The sequence below is a fragment of the Verrucomicrobiia bacterium genome (assembly GCA_035946615.1).
Taxonomy (GTDB): domain Bacteria; phylum Verrucomicrobiota; class Verrucomicrobiia; order Limisphaerales; family UBA8199; genus DASYZB01.
Map to the genome: position 1 here is coordinate 20,834 of DASYZB010000042.1, position 21,757 is coordinate 42,590.

Consider the following 21,757-nt stretch of genomic DNA (forward strand, 5'->3'; position numbering starts at 1 on the left):
CTTGGCGCGAGCCGCAAGCGGCTGGCCATGTTGCACAGGCTCATTCCCAAATCCGACGATTCTGGTGAGGTGATTATTCGATTTCTCGCTTAATGTTCTCTTAAGGAGGTCTGTGGCAGACTCGGGCCTGATGTGCAAGATTACCCAATCATATGAACACTCACTCCAGCCAGCCATTGGGCGCGTTAGGCTCACGACGCGCGTTTTTCCGCAATCTCAGTTTTGCCACCGCCTTGTTCACTGTGCCGGGCGCATTCGCCGAGGAACTGCTGCGCCAAACCGCCTGGGTCGAGGAGGGGCCCTTCTATCCGCCCAAGCTCCCCTTGGATACAGATAACGACCTGCTCATTGTGAACGACTCGATTACTCCAGCCGTGGGCCAAGTCACCCATGTCAGTGGCCGGTTGCTGGACGGCGGGGGCGACCCGATTCGCAACGCCACCATTGAACTCTGGAATGTGGACAGCCACGGCATTTACCTCGCCGACCAGCCCAACCGCTCCTCGTATGACTCGAATTTCCAGGGTTTTGGGCGGTTTCTCACCAGCTCGAGCGGCGAATATTACTTCCGCACCATCAAGCCGATAGCTTACGGCGGACGCAAAGCTCCGCATCTTCATTTCAAGGTAAAAATGAAAGGACGCCAGCCATGGACTACCCAACTCTTTATCAAAGGCGACCCGGGCAATCCTCAGGATGGCATCTGGAGCCGAATTGGGGATGAGGCGAGCCGAGCGTCGGTTACAGTGAATTTTGTTCCGGTCAAAAACTCCCGGATCGGTGAACTGGCGGCCCACTTCGATATGGTATTGGGCATGACCCCGCAAGGCTGAGCAAGGAATCGATTATTTCTGCGGTTTGGTTTTCGCGCTGCCGCCACCCTTTTTGCCCGCAGTCAGCACAGTGCCGCTGAGCAAACCGCCGGCGAAAAAACCGAAATACATAAGCGCAGCAGGCAATTTCTGAGCCTTCAGGAGAGGCGGGAGCGATAACCCGACAGATTGGCGGTTGTTCATGCCCATAACGACGAGGAGTAACAGGATAGCCGCCAGGAAAAGAGTCTTGAGGATCAGCTTGAAATTCATATAGGGATTCGTTTCGAAAGAGGCTTGCCAAAATGATTCATTGGAGGTGGTGGATAGCGGCGTCGCTGACAATGTTTGCAGGCCCGGCAGGCTTCTCATCTGCTCCTGCTGAAACCTAGCAGGCGCGCCGGCAGAAATAGAACCGCGCGCAGCAGAGCAAAAACCGCCTCCAGCGCAATGCCCAGGAGCCTAAGGGGCAGCGAGATGAGCCAAACCAACGGGAACAGGACCAGCGCCAGCAGCGCCACCGGCCAGCACAGCACCAGGAGAATGCACCACGCCACAAAAAGGATCAGTGCCTTCATAACGCTTTATCGGTAGCCCCTGAGAGGCTGGCCGTCAATTCCAAATCTGCTACAACCAATACGGTCTTTTGCCAGAGGGTGATGAAAAGTCGGGCTTGCCACAAGTTTCCAAAGTCATCACATTCAGCCCATGAATGATGTCCTGCGGAAGATCGGGGTCGGAGTAAACCTGGAATTCACCTCGAATCGCATGTCCTCGAACGTCACCAGCCGTCGCGACTTTCTGAAAACCTCCGGCGCCGTGGTGGCAAGCGCGGCGCTCACCGGAGCTATTGGTCGTCCGGGTTATGCCGCCGAAAGCAACACCATCAAAATTGCCCTTGTGGGCTGTGGCGGGCGGGGCACGGGCGCCGCCGCGCAGGCCCTCTCGACTCGAGGCCCGACAAAACTATGGGCGATGGCGGATGTCTTCCAGCACCGGCTGGCCGGCAGCTTCGACCAATTGAAGCAACGGCTCTCAAATCAGGTGGACGTGCCTCCCGAGCGCCAGTTCCTCGGCTTCGACGCCTTCAAAAAGGCAATTGACACTCTGGACAAAGGCGACGTGGTCCTGCTGACCACCCCGCCCGCCTTCCGGCCCATTCATCTCGAGTACGCGGTCGCCAAGGGGGTGAATGTGTTCATGGAAAAATCCTTTGCAGTCGATGCGCCGGGGATTCGCCGGGTGTTTAAAGCCGGACAGCAGGCTGCGCAAAGGAATCTAAAGATTGCCGGGGGGCTCATGAGCCGCCACTCGCAACCGATGGAGGAGGCCATTGGACGAATTCACGAAGGCGCCATCGGCCAGATCATCACCCTTTGGGCTTACCGCATGCACGGCCCGGTCGGTTTGAGCCCCAAACAGCCCGGACAAACCGAACTGGCCCACCAAATTGCCAACTACAGCAATTACACCTGGCTCAACGGAAGCTTCTATGAAGACTGGCTCATTCACAATATGGATGTCGCCTGTTGGATAAAAAATGACTGGCCCGTTTCGGTCCAGGGCATGGGTGGCCGCCAGGTCCGCACAGAAAACGACCAGCTCTTCGACCATTACTGGGCCGAACATCATTTCCCGGACGGCACGCGCCTGGGCGGTCAGGGACGGCACATGAGCAACTGCTACGATTTTTGGGGTGTCGTGGCCCACGGCGCGACCGGCAGCGCGCTGCTGGGTGAAGGCCAATCCAAGCCCCGGATTTTCAAGGGGCACAAACAAACCTCCGAGGCTGTGCTCTGGGAGTACAAGGGCCAGCCGTTCGACGCTTATCAGTACGAACACGATTTATTTTTCGACGCCATCCGCAACGACAGGCCTTACAACGAGACCGAGCGCTGCGCCAAATCCTGCTTTGCCGCCATCATGGGCCGCATGGCCTGCGAATCCGGCCAGATGATCACCTGGGACGAAGCGGTGGCTTCGAATATCGAACTGGCGCCGGGCCTGGACAACCTGACCTGGGATTCCAACGCGCCGGTCATGCCTGACGCCAACGGCAAATTCCAAATCGCCATGCCTGGCCAGACCCAGTGTGTTTAAGAATCGGGAGGCGAGTCGTTGCGCGAAGGCATCCTCAAAACTGCCGGTCCAGCGGGCTGGATTCTTTGGCAGCGCTCCAGTAACTCTTGGCGCCGGTTGCTCGTTTCAGCCGCAAGGGGTCTTTGCCAAAACCTCGCCTTAGGAGCGCAAGGGGCGTGATGAGCGCCAGAAACAAAACCGCCAATAAGACCCGGGCAATGGCCTGGCTGAGGACGAATCCAACCTGGGTCGAGACCCGGTAGAATCCACGAAACCATTTGGGCCGGAGCCCGGCGCACAGGGCTGTCAGGAGCATCGCTCCCAAAACGACCTCCCAGGATCGAGCCGTCAGGGCGTGCCGCCACCGCAACAACGAGCTGAGCACACACACACCCAACGCCGTCAGCAGCGTCACCTTGCGCCATTCCTTGGGGTCTTCTTTGAGCCTGGCCTTCACGCCGCTGCGACTCCCTTCAAGGCCTCTTGTCGTGCAAAGCCTTCTTTTTGGCGCTTTTGAACGAGGAAGCTCCCCATAACAAGGTAATCCATTTCCGTTCTGGCGAAGCAGCGATAGGCATCCTGGGGAGTGCAGACGATCGGTTCGCCTCGCACGTTAAACGAGGTGTTGACCAGCACACCGCACCCGGTCAGCCGCTCGAACTTTAGCAGCAACTCATATAAAAGCGGGTTGTCTTTGCGAGCAACAGTTTGGATTCGCGCCGAGTAATCCACGTGCGTCACGGCGGGCAACGTGGAGCGGCGTTCCTTCAGCAAGTCCAGCCCTCGAATCCCAGGCCGCACCGCCGAACGCAGCTCGCGCCGGATGGGCGCCACCAAAAGCATGTAAGGCGACTCGACATCCAGCTCGAAATAATCCGCCAGTCGTTCCCGCCGCAGTACCGGCGCAAACGGACGGAACGATTCACGGAACTTCACCTTCAGGTTCATTACTGATTGCATCCGGTGCGACCGCGCATCTCCCAGAATGGACCGGTTTCCCAGGGCCCGTGGGCCAAATTCCATCCGACCCTGGAACCAGCCCACGACCTTCTCCGCATCGAGTAGCGCCACGGTCCGTTCGAGCAGCGCCTCCTGGTCGAAGCGTTCATAGACCGCCCCGGCCATTCTCAGCGCCTCCTCGATTTGGTCGTCTGAAAACTCCGGCCCCAGCAGCGCGCCGCGCATCGCATCCCGGTCCTTTACCGGCAATTTGGACTCCGCGGCAACCTCCGGCGGTGGCGTCCCCTCCAGGTGCCAGGCGGCCAGTGCCGCCCCCAGCGCGCCACCGGCGTCCCCAGCAGCGGGTTGCACCCAGAGCCTCTCGAAAATCTTCTCCTTCACGATCCGCCCATTGGCCACGCAATTCAGCGCTACGCCCCCGGCCATGCACAGGTTGGTGAGGCCGGTTACCTCGCGGGCATGGCGCGCCAGGCGCAGCATCACCTCCTCCGTCACCGCCTGGATAGACCGTGCCACGTCCATGTGGCGCGTTTCGATAGCGCCTTCCGGCTTGCGCGGTGGGCCGTCAAACAGTTTGTGGAACCGCCCGTTCGCCATTCGCGTGCCCCCCAGAAAATCAAAGTAATCCAAGTTCAGCCAAAATGACCCGTCATCTTTAAGGTCGATCAGCTCTCGGTAGATGACCTCGGCGTATTTGGGCTCGCCGTAAGGCGCCAGGCCCATCAACTTGTATTCGCCCGAGTTGATTCGGAATCCGCAGTAATCCGTAAAGGCGGAATATAGGAGACCGAACGAGTGAGGAAAGCGCAATTCCTTCAATAAATGCACCTCATGCCCGCATCCTCGGCCAATGGTTGTGGTCGCCCACTCCCCGACCCCATCAATGGTCACTATGGCCGCCTCACTGAAGGGCGAGGGATAAAACGCGCTCGCCGCGTGGGCCTGGTGATGTTCGGTAAAGAGGATTGGGCAATCCGAGCGCAGCCCTGGCAATTCTTCGCGGATGGTTTGTCTGAGATTCAACTTTTCGCTTAGCCACGGGGGCAGCACGACGGGGAATGTGCGCCATCCGGCCGGCGCCACCGCGAGGTACGTCTCGAGCAGGCGCGCGAACTTGAGGATCGGTTTGTCATAGAACGCCACCACATCGAGCTCGCCCGGCCCGATTCCACACTGGCCCAGACAGCTTGCGATGGCCCGCGAAGGGAATGCTGGATCGTTCTTAATGCGTGAGAAGCGTTCTTCCTGGGCGGCGGCGACGATTTGCCCCTCGCGCAGAAGCACAGCGGCGGCATCGTGGTAGAAGGCGGAAAGGCCCAAAATATGCCGCGGGGCGGGCATGGTTTAAAAGAACGGGTAGAGGGCCCAGGCGATACCTGAGCTGGATGCAAGGACCAGGATGGCGCCCAGCGCGAGCAATACCAGCACCAGCGGGACCAGCCACCATTTCTTCTCCTGCCGCGCAAAGACAAGGAACTCTTTCAGCAAACGCCACATTAACGCCCCCAGTCTAAAAACTGCGTCCCTTACAGACAAGCCGGTAATTGACCTGGCGCAACGGGCGCTTTCATTGGCTTGGTTAACGATGCAGGGGAAATGTGGGGAGCGCGCGGCGGAACAAATAAGCCAAGTATGGCAACTATTTCTCTCGGGCCGCGCAGGTGGTGGTTGCGGTGGCGATCGGATTTGATTTGTTGCCCTGCCCGTGCTTGGCTGCTGGGCGCATGACGTGGCCTCTCGCTTCAATTCGACGGCCGGCAATGCCCGCGTTGCTCTTCAGCTTGGCCGGTGTCTGTACTATGGCCGGATTGTCCACCTGCGCGGCGCCCGACCAGGAAAGCGGTTCGGGCCATGGGCGGGCCCCGCAAGCGGTGGGCTCGAAGGTCGAGAGAGCGGACTGGCCCGTAGTGACGGTAACGGCGCCGGGTACGGTGCTCACCCAGTCCTGCCGGGTGATGATCCCGCCGGGCACAGTCATCCCGGACGCGGGCGGTGAGGGGGCTCTCGTCATCGGCGCGGCGAATATTGAGATCGATTTCACCGCCGGATCGAGCCTCCGCGGGTCGCGGGCGGATAGGCGGCCTGACGGGTATAAAGGCTACGGGATTCGCCTCCAAGGGCATCCGGGGGTAACCATCCGCGGCGCCCGGATCAGCGGCTTCTGGTGCGGCTTGTGGGCGACCAAAGCCGACGACCTCACGCTGGAGGCAATTGATGCTTCGGACAACCGGCGGGCGTATCTCAAATCTACGCCGGTGGCCGAGGACGAGGGCGATTGGCTTTATGGCCAGAATAACGACCAGCACGAATGGCTCAAGAATTACGGCGCGGCGATCTATATCGAGGACTCGGCCCGCGTGACGGTAAGGGACTCGCGAGTGTGGCACGGGCAGAATGGGTTGTGCCTGGACCGCGTTGCCGCCTCGCGCATCTATGACAATGACTTTTCCTTCGACTCCGGCTGGGGACTCGCCCTGTGGCGGTGCGTGAGCAATGTCATCAGCCGCAATGCCCTGGATTTTTGTGTGCGTGGCTACAGCCACGGGGCCTACAACCGCGGTCAGGACTCGGCGGGGATTTTCGTGTTCGAGCAGAATAACGCCAACACCTTCGCGGAGAATTCCGTCACGCACGGGGGCGATGGCTTTTTCGGCTTTGCGGGCCGGGAGGCCATAGGCGAGATGGGCGCACACCCGGCGGGATGGTATCGGCGGCGCGGCAACAACGATAACCTGCTCGTCGGCAACGATTTTTCGTATGCCGCCGCGCACGGGATCGAGAATACGTTCTCCTTCGGTAACCAGTATCTGAGCAACCGAATCGTCGGCAATGCCATCTGCGGGGTCTGGGCAGGGTATTCACGCGAGACCTTGATTGCCGGCAACGACTTCGAAGACAACGGCGAAATGGGCTATGGGCTGGAACGGGGCGGGGTGAACATTGATCACGGCGGCGACAATCTTATCCTCCACAACCTGTTCGTGACGAATAAGTGTGGCGTTCACCTCTGGGGCGGCGCCAACCCGGAGTTTGAGAAGAGAAACTGGGCCCAAGTCAACGGCTACGCCTCGACGGGCTCCGTCATTGCGGGCAACACTTTCGACGGCGACAGCCCGGCTTTCCAGTTTCGCGGGCCGGGCCAGGTGGTGCTGGGACCAAACCGATTCTGGCGCGTGAGCCAGGAGTTGCTGGCCGACCCAGCTTACCAGGTCCGCCGCGAGCCCCGGCGGAAAATCGCTCCCTTACGGGTGCCGGCGCACGAAGTTTTCGGGCGCAAGCATCCGGTGGGCGCGCGGTCGGACCTGCGCGGCCGGCAGAACATCATTATGACCGAGTGGGGGCCCTGGGATCACTTAGCGCCGCTGGTGCGGCGGGTCGGCTCCGCCGGGGGAACGGCGCGCTTTGAGGTGCTAAAAGAACCCACCGGTGACGTAGAAATTGAGACCTCCGGGGATCAAGTGCGCGGCGTCCTGACCGCTGTGCCCGGGCAGGGGGAGGAATCGCGGATTACCCTCAACTCGGTGGCCCCGGGTGTGCACCCGTACGTGCTCCGCGTGCGGGCTGCGGGAAAGCCGCTGGCGGAACTGAAGGGGACGCTCTTGGCCACTATCTGGCAGGCTACCTTCTTCAAATGGCCCGCCGGCCTTGACCCGCGCAAGAACCTGGAGCGCTACCGTAAGCTCTCCGAGGGTCCCACCGCTGTCACCGCGCAACTCGACGAGCTTTCGTTGCGCTATGGCATGCGCGGCCCCAGCGAACTCCACCTCTCGGACCAGGTCACCGCCGCCCACCTGGGGCACGATCATTTCGGCATGATCGCCCGCACACGCCTGCCTTTGGCCCAGGGCACTTGGGAGCTGAACACCCTGAGCGATGACGGGGTGCGGGTGAGCGTGGATGGCAAGCCTATGCTCGAAAACTGGGCCTGGCACGGACCCACGCGCGATACCGCCAAACTGGTGCTGCCCTCGGACAAGACCGTGGAAATCACTGTCGAGCACTTCCAGATAGACGGTTATGCCGTCCTGGAGTTTTCGCTGGCTCGAACTGGCGGCGGGCAGTAGCCGCCGGGGATGCTTCCCCGCGACCGCGGCGCACCACCAGGAGCCTATTTTCGGAACAGCCAGAGAAAAAAGGTCAGGCGGAAGCCGCGCATTTTGTTGCTGTACCAGCCGACTGGCAGTCGCCGCTACCTGTCTTTCGCCTCAGGCAGCCGCGCGGCCCGGTTTGCGGCGGATGAGGGGTTTGGACTGACCGGTGACGACCTGTTGAGTGATGTTGACGTGGAGGATGTCTTCGCTGCTGGGCACTTCGTACATCACATCGAGCATGAGTTTTTCCAGAAGACTGCGCAATGCCCGGGCGCCGGTCCCCTTTTTGAGCGCCTGCGCGGCCAATTCCTTCAGGGCGTCCTCGGAGAATTGGAGGTCCACGCCTTCCATCGCCATGAGCTTGGCGTATTGCTTGGTGAGGGCGTTGCGGGTTTCGGTCAAGATGGAGACTAACTGCGGCTCGGTCAGTTCAGCGAGGATGGTGACCATCGGCAGGCGGCCAATGAACTCCGGGATAAAGCCGAAGCTGAGCAAGTCCTCCGGTTCGACGTATTGAAGGATTTGATGGCGGTCGATGGTGGCCGCTCTCAGCCCCTCTTCGGCGCCCCGAAACCCCATGACATGCTTCCCGAGCCGCCGCTGGATCAGGCGCTCCAGCCCGACAAACGCCCCGCCACAAATGAACAGGATGTCCGTTGTATCGACCCGGATATATTCCTGCTGCGGGTGTTTACGCCCGCCTTGGGGCGGGACATTGCAAACGGTGCCTTCGAGAATTTTTAACAGCGCTTGCTGCACGCCTTCACCCGAGACATCCCGGGTGATCGACACGTTCTCGGTTTTGCGCGCGATCTTGTCGATCTCATCGATATACACGATGCCGCGCTGGGCGCGTTTCACGTCGTAATCGGCATTCTGCAGCAGCCGCAGGACAATATTCTCGACATCTTCACCCACGTAACCGGCTTCGGTCAGGGTAGTGGCATCGGCGATGGCAAAGGGCACATCGAGAATCTGGGCCAGGGTGCGGGCGAGCAAAGTCTTGCCCGAGCCGGTTGGACCGATCATGAGGATATTACTCTTCTCGATTTCGACCCCGGCATGGCGGTCCGCCGCCGAGGGCGCTTCTTCGTCGGCAGGGACAGGAGGGTCCTGCAGGATGCGCTTGTAATGGTTATGGACCGCCACGGCGAGCGTCTTTTTGGCGTGGTCCTGGCCCACGCAATGGAGATCGAGCTGGTGCTTGATTTCAGCCGGTTTCGGAACGCTGATCTTGGGCTTTTGCTTGCGGGCCTGGGTGGCAAATTCCTTGTCCAGGACCTGTTTGCACAAAATGACGCAATTATCGCAGATGAAGACCCCGGGCCCGGCGATGAGCTTCTTGACCTCGGCGTGGGATTTACCGCAAAAACTGCACAGGGTTATATTGGTGGGGCGGGCCATCGAGCTATTCCTTCTTATCAGCCAGGCTGGTGGCGCGTTCCACTAGACCGGGGATTTCCTTGCGAGACTGTACGACTTCATCCACCAGCCCGTAAGCTTTGGCCTCCTCTGAGGTCATGAAATTATCGCGGTCGGTGTCCTTTTCGACCTGCTCGATCGAGCGGTTGCTATGCTTGGCGATGATGCTGTTGAGCCGCTGTTTGAGACGCAGCATGTAGCGCACGCGAATCTCGACGTCGCTGGCCGGCCCCTCGGCGCCGCCCAGGATTTGGTGAATCATGATATTGGAATTGGGCAAGGCATAGCGTTTGCCCTTGGTCCCGCCGCACAGCAGCACGGCCCCCATGCTGGCGGCCTGGCCGATGCAATAAGTATTCACGTCGCACGTCAGGAACTGCATCGTATCATAAATCGCAAGGCCGGCGGTGACACTGCCACCCGGGGAATTAATGTAGAGGTGGATGTCCTTTTTGGGGTCGGCCATCTGCAGAAAGAGCAGTTGCGCGATAATCAAGTTGGCCACCATGTCGTCCACAGGGGTTCCAAGAAACACAATCCGGTCCACCAGCAACCGTGAATAAATGTCGTATCCGCGCTCACCACGCCCGGTTTGTTCGACCACCATCGGCACTAAAAAATTTTCCATAAAAAACCTATTCTCTAAGGTCGCAACCTACCGGAGCCGGTAAGGCAGGTCAAGAGCGTTGGCCCGGCGTCCAAAGATTCAGACTGAGGCTTTGACCCTGGCGGGGGTTGGCGCGGGCTTCTCCGCAACCGCCTCAAGCGGTTTGGGAAGATAGTATTTTTGGGTGTACTCGCGCACCATGCGATCCGTGGTGAATTGAGGCACCAAGGTGACCATCGCGCGGCGGATGCGTTGAATCCACTTGCGCGGGATGCCCAAGCCGTCCCGGTCATAAAAAAGCGGCAGAACCTGCTGGGTGAGCACTTTGTAAAGGTTCGCGCTGTCGCTGCGGTCCTGTTCCTCAACGGAATCGGCATGAGAATCCTCACCGATGGCAAAGCCGTTTGTGCCGTCATAGCCTTCGCGCCACCAGCCATCCATGATGCTCAGGTTGAGGCAGCCATGGCAGCCGGCCTTCATACCGCTGGTGCCGGAGGCCTCGAGAGGGCGGCGCGGATTGTTGAGCCAGACGTCGCAGCCCGACACCATTTGGCGGGCGACATGCATATCGTAATTCTCGATAAAGATGAGGTTGCCCTGCAGGTCGCTGTATTTGCTCAGGTGGATAATGTGTTGAATGTAGCGCTTGCCGTCATCGTCGCGCGGGTGGGCTTTGCCGGCGAAAATAAACTGAATAGGCCGGGATTTGTCGCGCGTGAGCTTCACGATGTTCTCGAACTGCTGGAAAATGAGCGGAGCGCGCTTATAGGTGGCGAAGCGGCGGGCAAAGCCGATGGTCAGCGCGTCGGGATTGAGCAATTGGTCGAACGCGATAAAGTCCCCTTGAGTCAGGCGCTGGCGCTGAATGAGCAGGCGGCGGCGAGCGAACTCGATGAGTTCGCGGCGCAGCTTATAGCGCATGGCCCAGATTTCTTCATCGGAGACAAAATCGGAGTCGGCCATGAGAGCCCAAATTTGGGGATTCTCAACGCGCCGTTCCCAGTCGGAAGGGGTAGCCAGCCATTGAGCGGGGGCAGGATTAACCGATTTGCCGGTGAGCTTGCGGCGAAAGGCCCGCCGGACAGTTCCCTTCATCCAGCCCAGCAAATGGACGCCATTAGTGATATGGCCGATGGGCACCTGCTCGACCGGTTTATCCGGATAAAGGGAATGCCACATGTGCCGGCTTACTCGCCCGTGCAGTTCGCTGACTGCATTGGCAGCCCGAGATAGTTTCAGCGCCAGCACCGTCATGCAAAAGGGTTCCTGATTGTTTTTGGGGTCCACGCGGCCCAGCTTCATCAGCTCGCTGAAGGGGACGGGCAGGGCGGCGCGGAACCGCTGCATCGCATAATCCATCAAGTCGGGGCTGAAGCGGTCGTGACCGGCCTCGACCGGTGTGTGGGTGGTGAAGATGCACTCGGAGCGGGTCCGGGTTAGGGCCTCGGGGAAAGTTTTGCCGGAAGCCATTTTCTCACGAACTAACTCGAATGTGAGGAAGGCGGCATGGCCTTCATTCATGTGAAAGACCGCAGGCTGCGCACCCAGGGCCCGCAGCAAGCGCACGCCGCCGATGCCCAGGAGCATCTCCTGCATAATGCGGGTTGTGCTGTCTCCGCCATAGACTCTCTGGGTTAAATCACGGAAACGCTGTTCGTTCTCGGGCCGGTTAGTATCCAGCAGGTAAACCGTCACCCGCCCCACGTTGACGCGCCAGGCCTGGAAGGCAACCTGGTTCATCCCGACTTCCACCTTGCACACCAACGGCTCGCCCGCCGGGGTCAGCACCGGTTCCATCGGTAGATTCTTCGGGTTGAGCAGCGTATAATACTCCGTCTGCCAATTATTCGAATCGATGGCCTGCTGGAAATAACCTTCGCGATAAAAAAGGCTGATCCCGATAAAGCCCAACCCCAGGTCACTGGCGGATTTTGTGTGATCGCCGGCAAGCATGCCCAACCCTCCGGCCGCGATAGGCAGCGTTTCGTGAAAGCCGAACTCGGCTGAAAAATAAGCTACTGGATTGGAGCGAAGCGCGGGCGCGTTCTGGGCGGCCCAGGTCTTCTTTTCTTGCAAATAGACTTCAAAGGATTCGAGCACCTGGCGCACGCGCTGGGCAAAATCGACATCCTGCAATCGGGCGCGCAGTTCGCTTTCGGAGACTTCGCGCAGGATGGCGACGGCGTTGTGATAAAGATTCTGCCAGCCGCGCGGAGAAAGCTCCTGGAAAATGTCTTGTGCCTCCTGGTCCCAGGTCCACCATAAGTTTCGCGCGAGCTTGTTTAACCCCTCAATCAGCCCGTTGAGTTCCTGGTTCGTCAGCGGTTTTCTCATCATAAAATTGCAAATACTCTTCCCCCGAGAAATGGTTTGAGCCAATGGCCTGCTTACCGTAGTCAGGCGATCCTTTCCTCGCAAATAGAAATTCAAAGGAAATTCAAGGCGCGCTTTTTAATTTTCGCTTTTGAAGTTTGCGTGCACAGTTCAAGGGTGAACCATGAGGAAGTACTGGCATGTCCTGAACGTCGGGATTCAGAATAACCTGACGTACCGGTTCAATTCTTTGGCGCGAACCCTCTTCGGGCTGATCCCGTTGATTGCCATTCTGTACCTTTGGCGCACGATTTATGCCGGCAAAGCCCCCGGGGCGATGGTCGGCAGCTACACCCTGGCCCAGATGATCTCTTATTACCTGTTCTCGACGGTGGTGGACGCCCTGACCGCCGTCAATGAGGACGACTGGCAAATCGCCGCCGATATCAAGGACGGCAATATCAGCCAGTTCCTGCTCAAGCCAATCGATTACCTGGCTTACCGGCTCTGCCTGTTTTTTTCGGGCCGGTTGACCTACCTGGCGGTCGCCGTGGCGCCGTTGACTCTCTTCATGGTCTGCCTGCGACAGTATTTGATCCTGCCGCCCAACGCGCTCGCGTTTGCTCTGTTCGTATTTTCCACCGCCCTGACAGCCCTATTGCAGTTTTTTATGTCTTATACGATGGCAATGCTGGCGTTCTGGGTGCTCGAGGTATCGACCTTCATATTCATCCTGTTCGCCTTCGAGTATATCGCCAGCGGCCACCTCTTTCCGCTCGATATCCTTCCGCACGGTGTCGCCCAGGCGCTCTCATTCACTCCCTTTCCATACCAGCTTTATTTCCCGGTGAGCATTTACATGGGCAAAGCGGCCGGGCCGGAGTTGCTGCGGGGCCTGGTGGCGCAGGTCTTTTGGGTGGTGGTCGCGTATGGCTCGGCGCGGCTGATGTGGCAGCGCGGCATCCGCAAGTACTCGGCGGTGGGAGGGTGACTGGCTTTGCACATGAGTCTTAAGCGTTACTTGGGGATTTATGCGGCGTTGTGGAGGAATTCCGTGACGCGGGAGATGACTTTTAAAGCTAACTTCCTGCTGTGGATTATTGTCGAACTGCTTTGGTTCGGATTGCAACTGTGTTTCATCGGGGTGGTGTATCTGCACACCAACCGCATCGGCACATGGACCGAGTGGCAAGTAGTGATGCTGATTGGCGCGAGCCATTTTATCCAACAGATATTCCAGGCCTTTTTCCTGATTAATTGCACGAATCTTTCCGAGTTGATCCGTACCGGCAAACTCGATTTTCTGCTGCTGCTGCCGGTGAACACGCGGTTTGTGATTTCGCTGCGCCAGGTGGATTTGGGGGCCTTCGTCAACGCTGCCTCGGCGTTGGGGGTGATGGTTTTTGCAGCGCACCAGATGCACCTGGCGCCAGCCCCTCTTCAGGTGCTGGGATTCCTGACCCTCTGCGTGGCGGGCATCCTGATCCATTACTCGCTGATGTTTCTGCTGGCCAGCATCAGTTTCTGGACCGTGCGCGCCCAGGGCATTGTCTGGGGCTACTATAATCTGTTCCAGATAGCGCGCATGCCGGACGAGGCCTTTCATGGTTTGTTTAAGGCGATCTTCACCTTTGCAATCCCAATGCTGCTGGTCTCCAACGTCCCGGTCCGGGTGCTAGTCAACAAATTGTCCAGTCCGTTCCCATTGCTGCTGTTACTGGGCATGAGCCTGGCGTGCTTTGCGGTATCGGAATGGGGCTGGCGGGCGTCGGTGCGGCGCTACACCAGCGCAAGTTCGTAAGACCGCATCTGGTGACTCGGAGGGCCGAGTTCCAAGAGGCTGGCCTGCCGAAGTTGCGGGTTAGCCTGGGTGGGCTACTGTGCCTTGGAAGCGCGTATGAGAGGTAATGCTAAAAGCGAGCGGTTGAAAGGGGCTGTCAACGAGGCCGGCGCGCGCCAGGATTTCGATTGGCCGCTGGCTGATGACGCGGAACAATTGTTGCGGATGCGCCTCGAGAATTTCCTCGACCGCAACGGGTTTGCACGGCACCTCAGCCAGAGCATGCTCGACCTTACGGGGACGGATTTTTTCGAATGGATCGATCATTTTATTCTTCCCGCGGAGGATGCAGAAAAGTTACAGGCCGCAGGTTTTGCGGAAGATAAAGTCCTAACCGGCCACAATTCGGAGCCGGTATATGAGCATCCCCGGGCCACGCTGCCGCGGGTTTTGCTGCGGCCTGGCCGGGCAGAAAGCGCGGCGGTCATCGCCATTCGACCAGAATTTGTGGCAGATTTCGTCGCGCGCCAAAACCTTGCCTCGGCGGTGGAAGGCGAACCCTTTTCGCGCTACCGCCGGGTGGTCGTGGCCGAGGAACGGGGCGCGCAACTGGAGGCAATTGAACGGAGGGGTTACCGCGGGTTCATTCCCGCGCCGCTTGGGCGGGACGAATTGCGCGCGATTATCAAGGCCCGCGAGTTGTGGCAGACGCGCCAACGGCGGTTTGAAAACGAGGCGGAGGGATTCGAGCGCGCCGGCAAGGTCCTGAACCAGGTGCTGACCCTTATCCCTCGAGACGTGGCCTGCCGGCTCTTTTTTGAGAACGAACGGGCTTACTGGGAGAGCCGCAACCGGGCTGCGCGCATCCAAAAGCACAAGCAAGACCAGCTTGGGTTGGGCTGGGGCAATCATGATCACCATACCTTCCGTTGCTCGAGGGAGTACTTCCTGGATTTGATTGAGTTCCTTTCGAGACTCGGTCTGATCAAACGCGAGCGCTACTACGCTGGGGCTGAGGCAGGATGGGGTGCACAAATCCTCGAAAACCAGGTAACATCCATTGTGGTGTTCGCGGACGTGGACCTGCTGCCGGAGGAGAGGGAAATTGATTTTTCGACCACGCGCCTTCCCGCAGCCGCGAGCCTTGGCACCGTGGGCCTTTGGGTCGGATTACATGGAGAAAGTCTCCTGGAAGCGGGGATGCATCATCTCGAAGCACGATTCGAGTTTGATAGGCTTCGAGCTCAGTTGCAGGATGAGGGCGTCAATCTGATGAAACCGTTTTCGGATTTTTCCTTTTTGCGCCAGGCCTTCACCCAAGGCGAACGATGGCCCGTTCGGCGCGCGCGGGCCGCGCGGTTGCTCTCTGGGGGATTGATCTCGCGCGAGCATTTCGATCGAGTCATGCACGAGGGGGCTTTGGGCAGCCACCTGGAAAATCTTCAACGCCATGGCGGTTACAAGGGGTTCAACCAAAAATCCGTCAGTGTCGTTATTGCCGCAACCGATCCACGCAAGGCGCATTTCGCGACAGCAGGAGCAAGGGCATAGGCGATCTAGTGAAACAAAACACCATGAACTGTAACAAAAGCGCGGCGCGGCTCTCGGGCCTGCTGGCTGCAGGTCTGCTGTGCGCCTGCCATTCTGTAACGCCCGAAGTCGATAGCCCGGTTGCCAACGGGCCGCCGGGACCGGATTTGCCAATGGCCGTCTCCCCGGGCGCTCCAACGGGCGCGGCGCCGCCAGCGGTAGCTGCAACCGACATTGCCACCGCCACCGCCATCCGGCACAGCATTCAGCAGGACCCGGCTCTCGCGGACACCAGCGTCAAGGTGAAAGTCAAAAAGGGCGTGGTTACATTGCGCGGCACGGTGCCGAGCGAGCTGGAGCGGCAAGCCATTCTGCAACGAATCGACAAATTGCCGGGGGTGGATCGGGTTGTGGACCAATTGGTTGTGCGACAATAGACAACCAAGTGAGGAACGAATTGTGGGGGGCTCCGCCCCGAGCCAATTCGATTTCAACCCCCCGGCTTTTTAGCCGTTGATCAAAATAATTCCTGCGATTAGTCTTATGGCCAAAAGGGAGCGAGCGGGATGCACACTCTTTGGCTTAAGCAGGACAAAAATGGTACAAGCGATGGGGGTTTTTTTACTAAAAAAGAGTTGGCTATCTCCCGGTCACTTCTGCGATAGTTTCGCCCCTGAAAGTTATGATGAATAATAAAAATTGGATTAGAGGAGGGTTAGTATTCGCCCTGCTTGGCATTGTCTCCACCGCGTTTGGCAGCGAAGCGGAACTGAATTTGCCCGATTTAGGCGGTGCAAATCGGTTTCCGGCACTAGGCGGCCTGACGGGCACCCAACTGATGCTGATTGGCATCCTGGTGTGTGCCATCGGAGGCGTCTTCGGGCTGGTGCAATATATCCAAACCAGAGACCTCCCGGTGCATGATTCGATGCGCAACGTGTCGAATATAATTTGGGAAACCTGCAAGAGCTACCTGACGCAGCAAGGCAAGTTTCTGTTTTATTTGTGGCTATTGATTGGGGCTTGCATTCTCTACTACTTTAAGTGGCTGGTAGGGATGGATTTTGGCAAGGTCTTCATTATCCTTTGCGCGTCTGTGCTGGGAATTATGGGGTCCTATGGCGTGGCTTGGTTCGGGATGAGAATCAACACCCAAGCCAATTCCCGCTCCGCTTTCGCTGCGCTGCGAGGTCTGCCGTGGCCGCCATTGGCCATCCCCATGCGCTCCGGGATGAGTGTGGGTCTGTTGCTGGTGACGGTCGAGTTGTTCTTCATGATTTGCATCCTGATCTTTCTCCCAATCGACCTGAAAGGCCCCTGTTTCATCGGGTTTGCCATCGGTGAATCGCTGGGCGCTTCGGTTCTGCGCATTTGCGGCGGCATTTTTACCAAGATCGCTGACATCGGGTCTGACCTGATGAAGATCGTTTTTAAGTTGCCGGAAGACGACCCGAAAAACCCGGGTGTGGTCGCTGACTGCACCGGGGACAACGCGGGTGATTCCGTCGGCCCGACAGCCGACGGTTTCGAGACCTACGGTGTGACCGGGGTGGCGCTGATTTCGTTCCTGGCGCTATCGCTCGGGGCGACCGGACCGACCGGCGCTTTGTGCGCCCAACTCATCACCTGGATATTCGTGATGCGAATCATCATGATCGTGACCTCGATGGTGGCCTACTTCTTCAATAGCAAGGTTTTTGCCGCAAAATACGGGCACGTAGATGATTTTCACCCGGAACTGCCGTTAACCTGGCTGGTTTGGATTACCTCTTTTATCTCGATCATCTTCACGTTTATCGTCAGCAAACTCATGCTGGGGGATATCAAAGACCCCTTGGGCATAGCGCAACCAAACCTTTGGTGGGTGCTTTCGATTATTATTTCGTGCGGGACGGCGGCCGGCGCGTTGATTCCTGAATTTACGAAGTTTTTTACCAGCACCAGCGCGCGGCACGTCCGGGAGATCGTCACGGCTTCCCGGCAAGGCGGTGCCTCGCTCAATATTCTGTCGGGGTTTGTCTGTGGCAATTTCTCGGCATTCTGGGAGGGATTGCTGATGCTGGTGCTGATGCTGGTGGCGGCGATGCTCTCACATCACGCGGCGCTCCAGAGCATTATTCCGGCCGCCATTCCGTTTGCGGCGCCGATCTTCGCCTTCGGCCTGGTGGCGTTCGGGTTCCTGGGCATGGGCCCGGTTACCATCGCTGTCGATAGTTTTGGCCCCGTTTCGGACAACGCGCAATCGGTCTATGAATTGAGCCAGATCGAATCGGTGCCGAATATAGCGGCCGAAATCGAGAGCAAATTCGGGTTCAAACCTGAATTTGAAAAGGCAAAGCATAATCTCGAGAAAAACGACGGCGCAGGCAATACATTCAAGGCGACAGCCAAACCGGTGCTGATCGGGACGGCCGTAGTTGGGGCGACGACGATGATTTTCGGTATTATCCTGATGCTCAACAACACGATTGCCCAAGGCCAGATCGTCAACCTGCTGAGCCTGGTCCAGCCCGAAATTGTGCTCGGGTTCCTTATGGGCGGGGCAGTGATTTACTGGTTCACAGGCGCTTCAACGCAAGCCGTCGTGACTGGGGCGTATCGGGCGGTGGTTTATATCAAGGAGAACATGGACCTCAGCGCCAAAGTGGCTTCGATTGAGGACAGCAAAGAGGTGGTGAAAATCTGCACCATTTATGCGCAGAAGGGGATGATAAACATCTTTGTGGCAATCTTCTGCATGTCATTGGCCCTGGCGTTCTTCAACTCCTATTTCTTCATCGCATATCTGATTAGCATCGCCTTTTTCGGGTTGTTTCAGGCCATCTTTATGGCCAATGCCGGAGGCGCCTGGGATAACGCCAAGAAAATTGTGGAAGTGGACTTGCGCCAGAAAGGGACCGAACTGCATGCGGCCACTGTGGTGGGGGACACGGTGGGCGATCCATTTAAAGACACCAGTTCGGTGGCAATGAATCCCATCATCAAATTCACCACTTTGTTTGGTCTGCTGGCGACAGAGATTGCCGTTTCGCTGCAAAAATCGAATCCAAGACTCAAGCTGGGCATTGGAGTGGTGCTGTTTGTGGTCGCGTTGTTTTTCATTTACCGCTCCTTCTTCGGCATGCGGATTCCTGAAGAGGCTGAGCAATCCGAACCAACGACCCCAGCTCGCGCGACGGTCCCCAAAGGTGCGCAACTGGTGAATAGCAAGCGCTGAACAGCCCTAACGATGCAGTCGGAACGGGGAGCGATACGACAGCGCTGCCGTGGGCTGGTATGAGTGACGCCTTTGGCGTCGTCGGCTCTGGGGCGGCCACGCAGCAACCGATCGGCACCAAATTGAACGTTTAGAATCAAGGTTTGTTGAATCCTTTGGTGCGAAGATGTGGGTAATGACAAGCCTTTCTCAGTGCGTTATGACGATCCATTACAGCGCCTCACGTAAAATAACCGAGCCTGAATTTGTGGATTTGCTGACCCGCTCGCGGTTGGCCGAGCGTCGCCCGGTCGGGGATGCCAATGCCATTGCCGCGATGCTGCGCCACGCCAACCTGCTGTGCTCCGCCTGGGAGGGCGAGAAACTTGTGGGCGTCGCCCGCTCGCTAACCGATTTCGAATACTGCTGTTATCTTTCCGATTTGGCGGTGGACGAGGCTTATCAAAGGCGCGGGATCGGGCGGCAGCTCATCGCTTTGACAAAATCTCGCTTGAGCGACAAAGCGAAGATAATTCTGTTGGCAGCGCCGAAAGCGGAGGGATACTATCCAAGAATTGGCTTCAATGGTCACGGCTCCGCCTGGGTCTTGGAAGCCAGGAACGACCTGAAATAGGAGAATGGGGCATCCCCTACTTCGGGGCCTGGACTGGGGACGAAGTGGTGGCCACTGGCATCAATTGCTGGGCGCCGGGGACCGTCAAACCCTTGCCCATTGCGTAGCGGGTCAACCCGGCAACATCGTGGATGTTCAGTTTGTCCATGACCGCCTGGCGATGCTTTTCAATCGTTTTGATGCTCAACCCAAGGGTACAGGCGATTTCCTTATTGGGTTGCCCCTGGGCGATTAAAGACAACACCTCCTGCTCACGCCGAGTCAGGTGGCCAGGACCAGCGGAAAAGCGGCCAGTTTGGAACGAGTGGCGCTGCCGGGCTCTGAGCTTGCCCTCAATCTGCGGGCTGCAATAAAACTTGCCCTGCTCGACCTGGTGAATGGCTGCCAGCAATTCGTCGGCCGCCGAATGTTTGGTCATATAGCCTGCTACGCCCGCCTCAATGACCTGCTGGACGGTGTCTTCATCCTGGTAAGCGGATAAGACCAGGACCTTGCTCTGAGGCGCCAGGCGGCAAATGTCCCGCGCAGCGTCGAGCCCGTTGCCCTTGGGCATGGCCAGGTCCATGAGGACGATATCGGGCTGGAGTTTCCTTGCCAGACGAACCGCGGCGTGGCCGTTATTGACCTCACCGGCGACCTCGATAGCCGGGTCAGCGCTAATCAGGATTCTTAACCCCTGGCGCACCACATCGTGGTCCTCGGCAATCAGGACTTTAATGTTTTTAGCTTTTCGCATGACAACCGACCCAGCTTGGCTGCACTGTTTGAGTTGCCGAGGCGGAAGTCGAGCAAGAGTTATTCACAGCCGGTGAATAACTATTGTGGGCAAGCGATTTTGATAGGGATTGAGCAAAAACAGGCTTTTTTGTTCTAATGAAGGTTCGCTTGCCACGGAGGGCCGGATTGGGCTGCGGTTGCCCGAGCCCTGGAATGCTTCATGGCAGCAGGCGCAATTAGGATGAATGAGAGTTTGAGCAGTGCGAAGAAACCCCACCGGGTGCGGAAGTGGCTGGTTGGGGCAGGTCTATTGATGGCGCTCATGGCGGTGTCCGGCTGCCACACATTGGGTTTTTATGGCCAAGCCATTAGGGGCCAATATCAAATCTTTGCCAGCGAGCAGCCGATCACCCAACTCGAGGCATCGGCCCAAACCCCCGAGCGGCTCAAGGCCCGGTTCGAATTGCTCAGTCAGTTGCGTGAGTTTGCCCGCACGGAGTTGAAGCTGCCCGTCGATAACCATTACGCCAAGTACGCCGATTTGCATCGCCGTTTTGTGGTTTGGAATGTCGAGGCTGCGCCGGAATTCTCGATGCAACCCAAAACCTGGTGGTACCCGCTGCTGGGCAGCCTCGAGTATCGCGGTTACTTTTCCGTGGCGGCGGCGACAAATTATGCGCGTTCTTTGCGGCAGGAGGGCTACGATGTGTCCGTTGGAGGGGTCGAAGCGTACTCGACACTCGGCTGGTTCAAGGACCCTGTGCTCAACACTTTTATTTTTGAGCCGGACGCTGATTTTGCCGAGATTATTTTCCATGAACTGGCGCACCAGCGGGTTTTCGCGCGAGGCGACACCGATTTCAACGAGGCATTTGCCACCAGCGTCGGGGAGGAAGGGGCCCGGCGCTGGCTCAAGCAAAAGGGGGATTCCAAGGCCCTCGATGAGTACTTGGGACACCTCAAGCGCAATCAGGATTTTGTGCGCCTCGCTCTGAGCACGCGCTCGAGGCTTGAGGAGGTCTATGGGGATGAGCGACTGGAGGGGGAAAAGGTGATCTCGACAAACAAGAGGCGCAGTGTGCCAGCGGCCGAGTTGCGGCGGCAAAAACAACAAGTGCTCGATGAGATGAAACAGCGGTATGCCCGCCTCAAGGCGCAATGGGGCGGCAACAACGAATACGACGGCTGGTTTGCGCATCCCATTAACAACTCGCATCTCAATTCGGTTGCGGCTTATTACGACTTGGTGCCTGCCTTCGAGCAACTCCTGAGAGAAAAGGGCGGGGACATGCAGACATTCTACAAGGCCGTCGAGCATCTGGCCAAGAGCCCCAAAAAGGAGCGCGACCAAAGCCTTCGAGCGCTGGCAAGAACAGCCAACGCGTTCGCCGAGGCCAAAGCTCCTTTAGCAGGGCAATGACGAGGTCAGTTCCAGGTCAGTTCCAAACCTTTGTAGGAGACGATGTAAGAAGTCTCTGATTAAGATTGTCAGATCGCTGCCTTTGGTTCACCCGGAAGTTGCTGATCGGAGACCCATTACGTCGTCTCCTACACTCAGGGACTGGCGCACTCCGAGGGGAGCGGTTGTCCCCTATTTTGATGACATGCCGCCTCAC

Annotated in this window: 19 protein-coding genes; 10 read left to right on the forward strand and 9 right to left on the reverse strand. The window is 58.2% G+C overall.

Going from position 1 to position 21,757, the window contains the following annotated elements:
- Positions 1 to 152 precede the first annotated feature (152 nt).
- The gene (locus tag VG146_06835; GenBank protein HEV2392063.1) at positions 153 to 833 is read left to right on the forward strand and encodes a protocatechuate 3,4-dioxygenase; all 681 of its coding nucleotides are present in this window, start codon (positions 153 to 155) and stop codon (positions 831 to 833) included.
- Between the two features lie 12 nt (positions 834 to 845).
- On the opposite strand, the gene VG146_06840 is transcribed toward VG146_06835, so the two are convergent.
- Positions 846 to 1,085, reverse strand: a complete 240-nt coding sequence (locus tag VG146_06840) for a hypothetical protein (protein ID HEV2392064.1) — start codon at positions 1,083 to 1,085, stop codon at positions 846 to 848.
- Between the two features lie 95 nt (positions 1,086 to 1,180).
- Entirely contained in the window at positions 1,181 to 1,390 is a 210-nt protein-coding gene (locus tag VG146_06845; protein ID HEV2392065.1) for a hypothetical protein, read from the reverse strand.
- Positions 1,391 to 1,520: 130 nt separating this feature from the next.
- Here VG146_06845 and VG146_06850 point away from each other — a divergent pair, with 130 nt between their 5' ends.
- A complete protein-coding gene (locus VG146_06850; GenBank protein ID HEV2392066.1) occupies positions 1,521 to 2,912 on the forward strand; it encodes a twin-arginine translocation signal domain-containing protein in 1,392 nt (463 codons plus the stop codon).
- Between the two features lie 34 nt (positions 2,913 to 2,946).
- Here VG146_06850 and VG146_06855 read toward each other — a convergent pair whose 3' ends face one another.
- Genes VG146_06855 through VG146_06865 form a run of 3 tightly spaced genes read right to left on the reverse strand, consistent with a single transcriptional unit; the run spans position 2,947 to position 5,348 of the window.
- Positions 2,947 to 3,348, reverse strand: coding sequence for a hypothetical protein (locus VG146_06855; GenBank protein HEV2392067.1), 402 nt, complete (start codon positions 3,346 to 3,348; stop codon positions 2,947 to 2,949).
- Positions 3,345 to 5,192, reverse strand: coding sequence for a carbamoyltransferase (locus tag VG146_06860; protein ID HEV2392068.1), 1,848 nt, complete (start codon positions 5,190 to 5,192; stop codon positions 3,345 to 3,347). Before VG146_06860 ends, VG146_06855 begins: the two co-directional genes overlap by 4 nt.
- Before the next feature lie 3 nt (positions 5,193 to 5,195).
- On the reverse strand, positions 5,196 to 5,348 hold the full coding sequence (locus tag VG146_06865) for a DUF5989 family protein (protein ID HEV2392069.1): 153 nt from the start codon (positions 5,346 to 5,348) through the stop codon (positions 5,196 to 5,198).
- Between the two features lie 263 nt (positions 5,349 to 5,611).
- Between VG146_06865 and VG146_06870 the strand changes: the two genes are divergently transcribed.
- Entirely contained in the window at positions 5,612 to 7,915 is a 2,304-nt protein-coding gene (locus VG146_06870) for a right-handed parallel beta-helix repeat-containing protein (GenBank protein HEV2392070.1), read from the forward strand.
- Positions 7,916 to 8,056: 141 nt separating this feature from the next.
- Here VG146_06870 and clpX read toward each other — a convergent pair whose 3' ends face one another.
- The 3 genes from clpX to glgP form a co-directional block, all read right to left on the reverse strand.
- Entirely contained in the window at positions 8,057 to 9,346 is a 1,290-nt protein-coding gene (gene clpX, locus VG146_06875) for an ATP-dependent Clp protease ATP-binding subunit ClpX (protein ID HEV2392071.1), read from the reverse strand.
- Between the two features lie 4 nt (positions 9,347 to 9,350).
- Positions 9,351 to 9,992, reverse strand: a complete 642-nt coding sequence (locus VG146_06880; GenBank protein ID HEV2392072.1) for an ATP-dependent Clp protease proteolytic subunit — start codon at positions 9,990 to 9,992, stop codon at positions 9,351 to 9,353.
- Between the two features lie 78 nt (positions 9,993 to 10,070).
- Positions 10,071 to 12,308 carry an alpha-glucan family phosphorylase gene (glgP, locus tag VG146_06885; GenBank protein HEV2392073.1) on the reverse strand — a complete coding sequence of 746 codons (2,238 nt, stop codon included), beginning with the start codon at positions 12,306 to 12,308 and terminating at the stop codon, positions 10,071 to 10,073.
- A 160-nt stretch (positions 12,309 to 12,468) separates the two neighbouring features.
- On the opposite strand from glgP, the gene VG146_06890 reads away from it, so the two are divergent.
- The 6 genes from VG146_06890 to VG146_06915 all read left to right on the forward strand — a co-directional run bounded on the left by VG146_06890 (position 12,469) and on the right by VG146_06915 (position 19,424).
- On the forward strand, positions 12,469 to 13,275 hold the full coding sequence (locus tag VG146_06890; protein ID HEV2392074.1) for an ABC-2 family transporter protein: 807 nt from the start codon (positions 12,469 to 12,471) through the stop codon (positions 13,273 to 13,275).
- A 75-nt stretch (positions 13,276 to 13,350) separates the two neighbouring features.
- Positions 13,351 to 14,085, forward strand: a complete 735-nt coding sequence (locus tag VG146_06895; GenBank protein HEV2392075.1) for an ABC-2 family transporter protein — start codon at positions 13,351 to 13,353, stop codon at positions 14,083 to 14,085.
- Positions 14,086 to 14,181: 96 nt separating this feature from the next.
- On the forward strand, positions 14,182 to 15,615 hold the full coding sequence (locus tag VG146_06900) for a hypothetical protein (protein ID HEV2392076.1): 1,434 nt from the start codon (positions 14,182 to 14,184) through the stop codon (positions 15,613 to 15,615).
- A 23-nt stretch (positions 15,616 to 15,638) separates the two neighbouring features.
- Entirely contained in the window at positions 15,639 to 16,031 is a 393-nt protein-coding gene (locus VG146_06905; GenBank protein HEV2392077.1) for a BON domain-containing protein, read from the forward strand.
- A 245-nt stretch (positions 16,032 to 16,276) separates the two neighbouring features.
- A complete protein-coding gene (locus tag VG146_06910; GenBank protein HEV2392078.1) occupies positions 16,277 to 18,811 on the forward strand; it encodes a sodium-translocating pyrophosphatase in 2,535 nt (844 codons plus the stop codon).
- Positions 18,812 to 19,010: 199 nt separating this feature from the next.
- Positions 19,011 to 19,424: a GNAT family N-acetyltransferase gene (locus VG146_06915; GenBank protein HEV2392079.1), complete on the forward strand. Its 414-nt coding sequence runs from the start codon at positions 19,011 to 19,013 to the stop codon at positions 19,422 to 19,424.
- A gap of 16 nt (positions 19,425 to 19,440) precedes the next feature.
- Here VG146_06915 and VG146_06920 read toward each other — a convergent pair whose 3' ends face one another.
- Positions 19,441 to 20,160, reverse strand: a complete 720-nt coding sequence (locus VG146_06920) for a response regulator transcription factor (GenBank protein HEV2392080.1) — start codon at positions 20,158 to 20,160, stop codon at positions 19,441 to 19,443.
- Between the two features lie 222 nt (positions 20,161 to 20,382).
- Here VG146_06920 and VG146_06925 point away from each other — a divergent pair, with 222 nt between their 5' ends.
- Entirely contained in the window at positions 20,383 to 21,561 is a 1,179-nt protein-coding gene (locus tag VG146_06925) for an aminopeptidase (GenBank protein ID HEV2392081.1), read from the forward strand.
- The last annotated feature ends 196 nt before the right edge of the window (positions 21,562 to 21,757 follow it).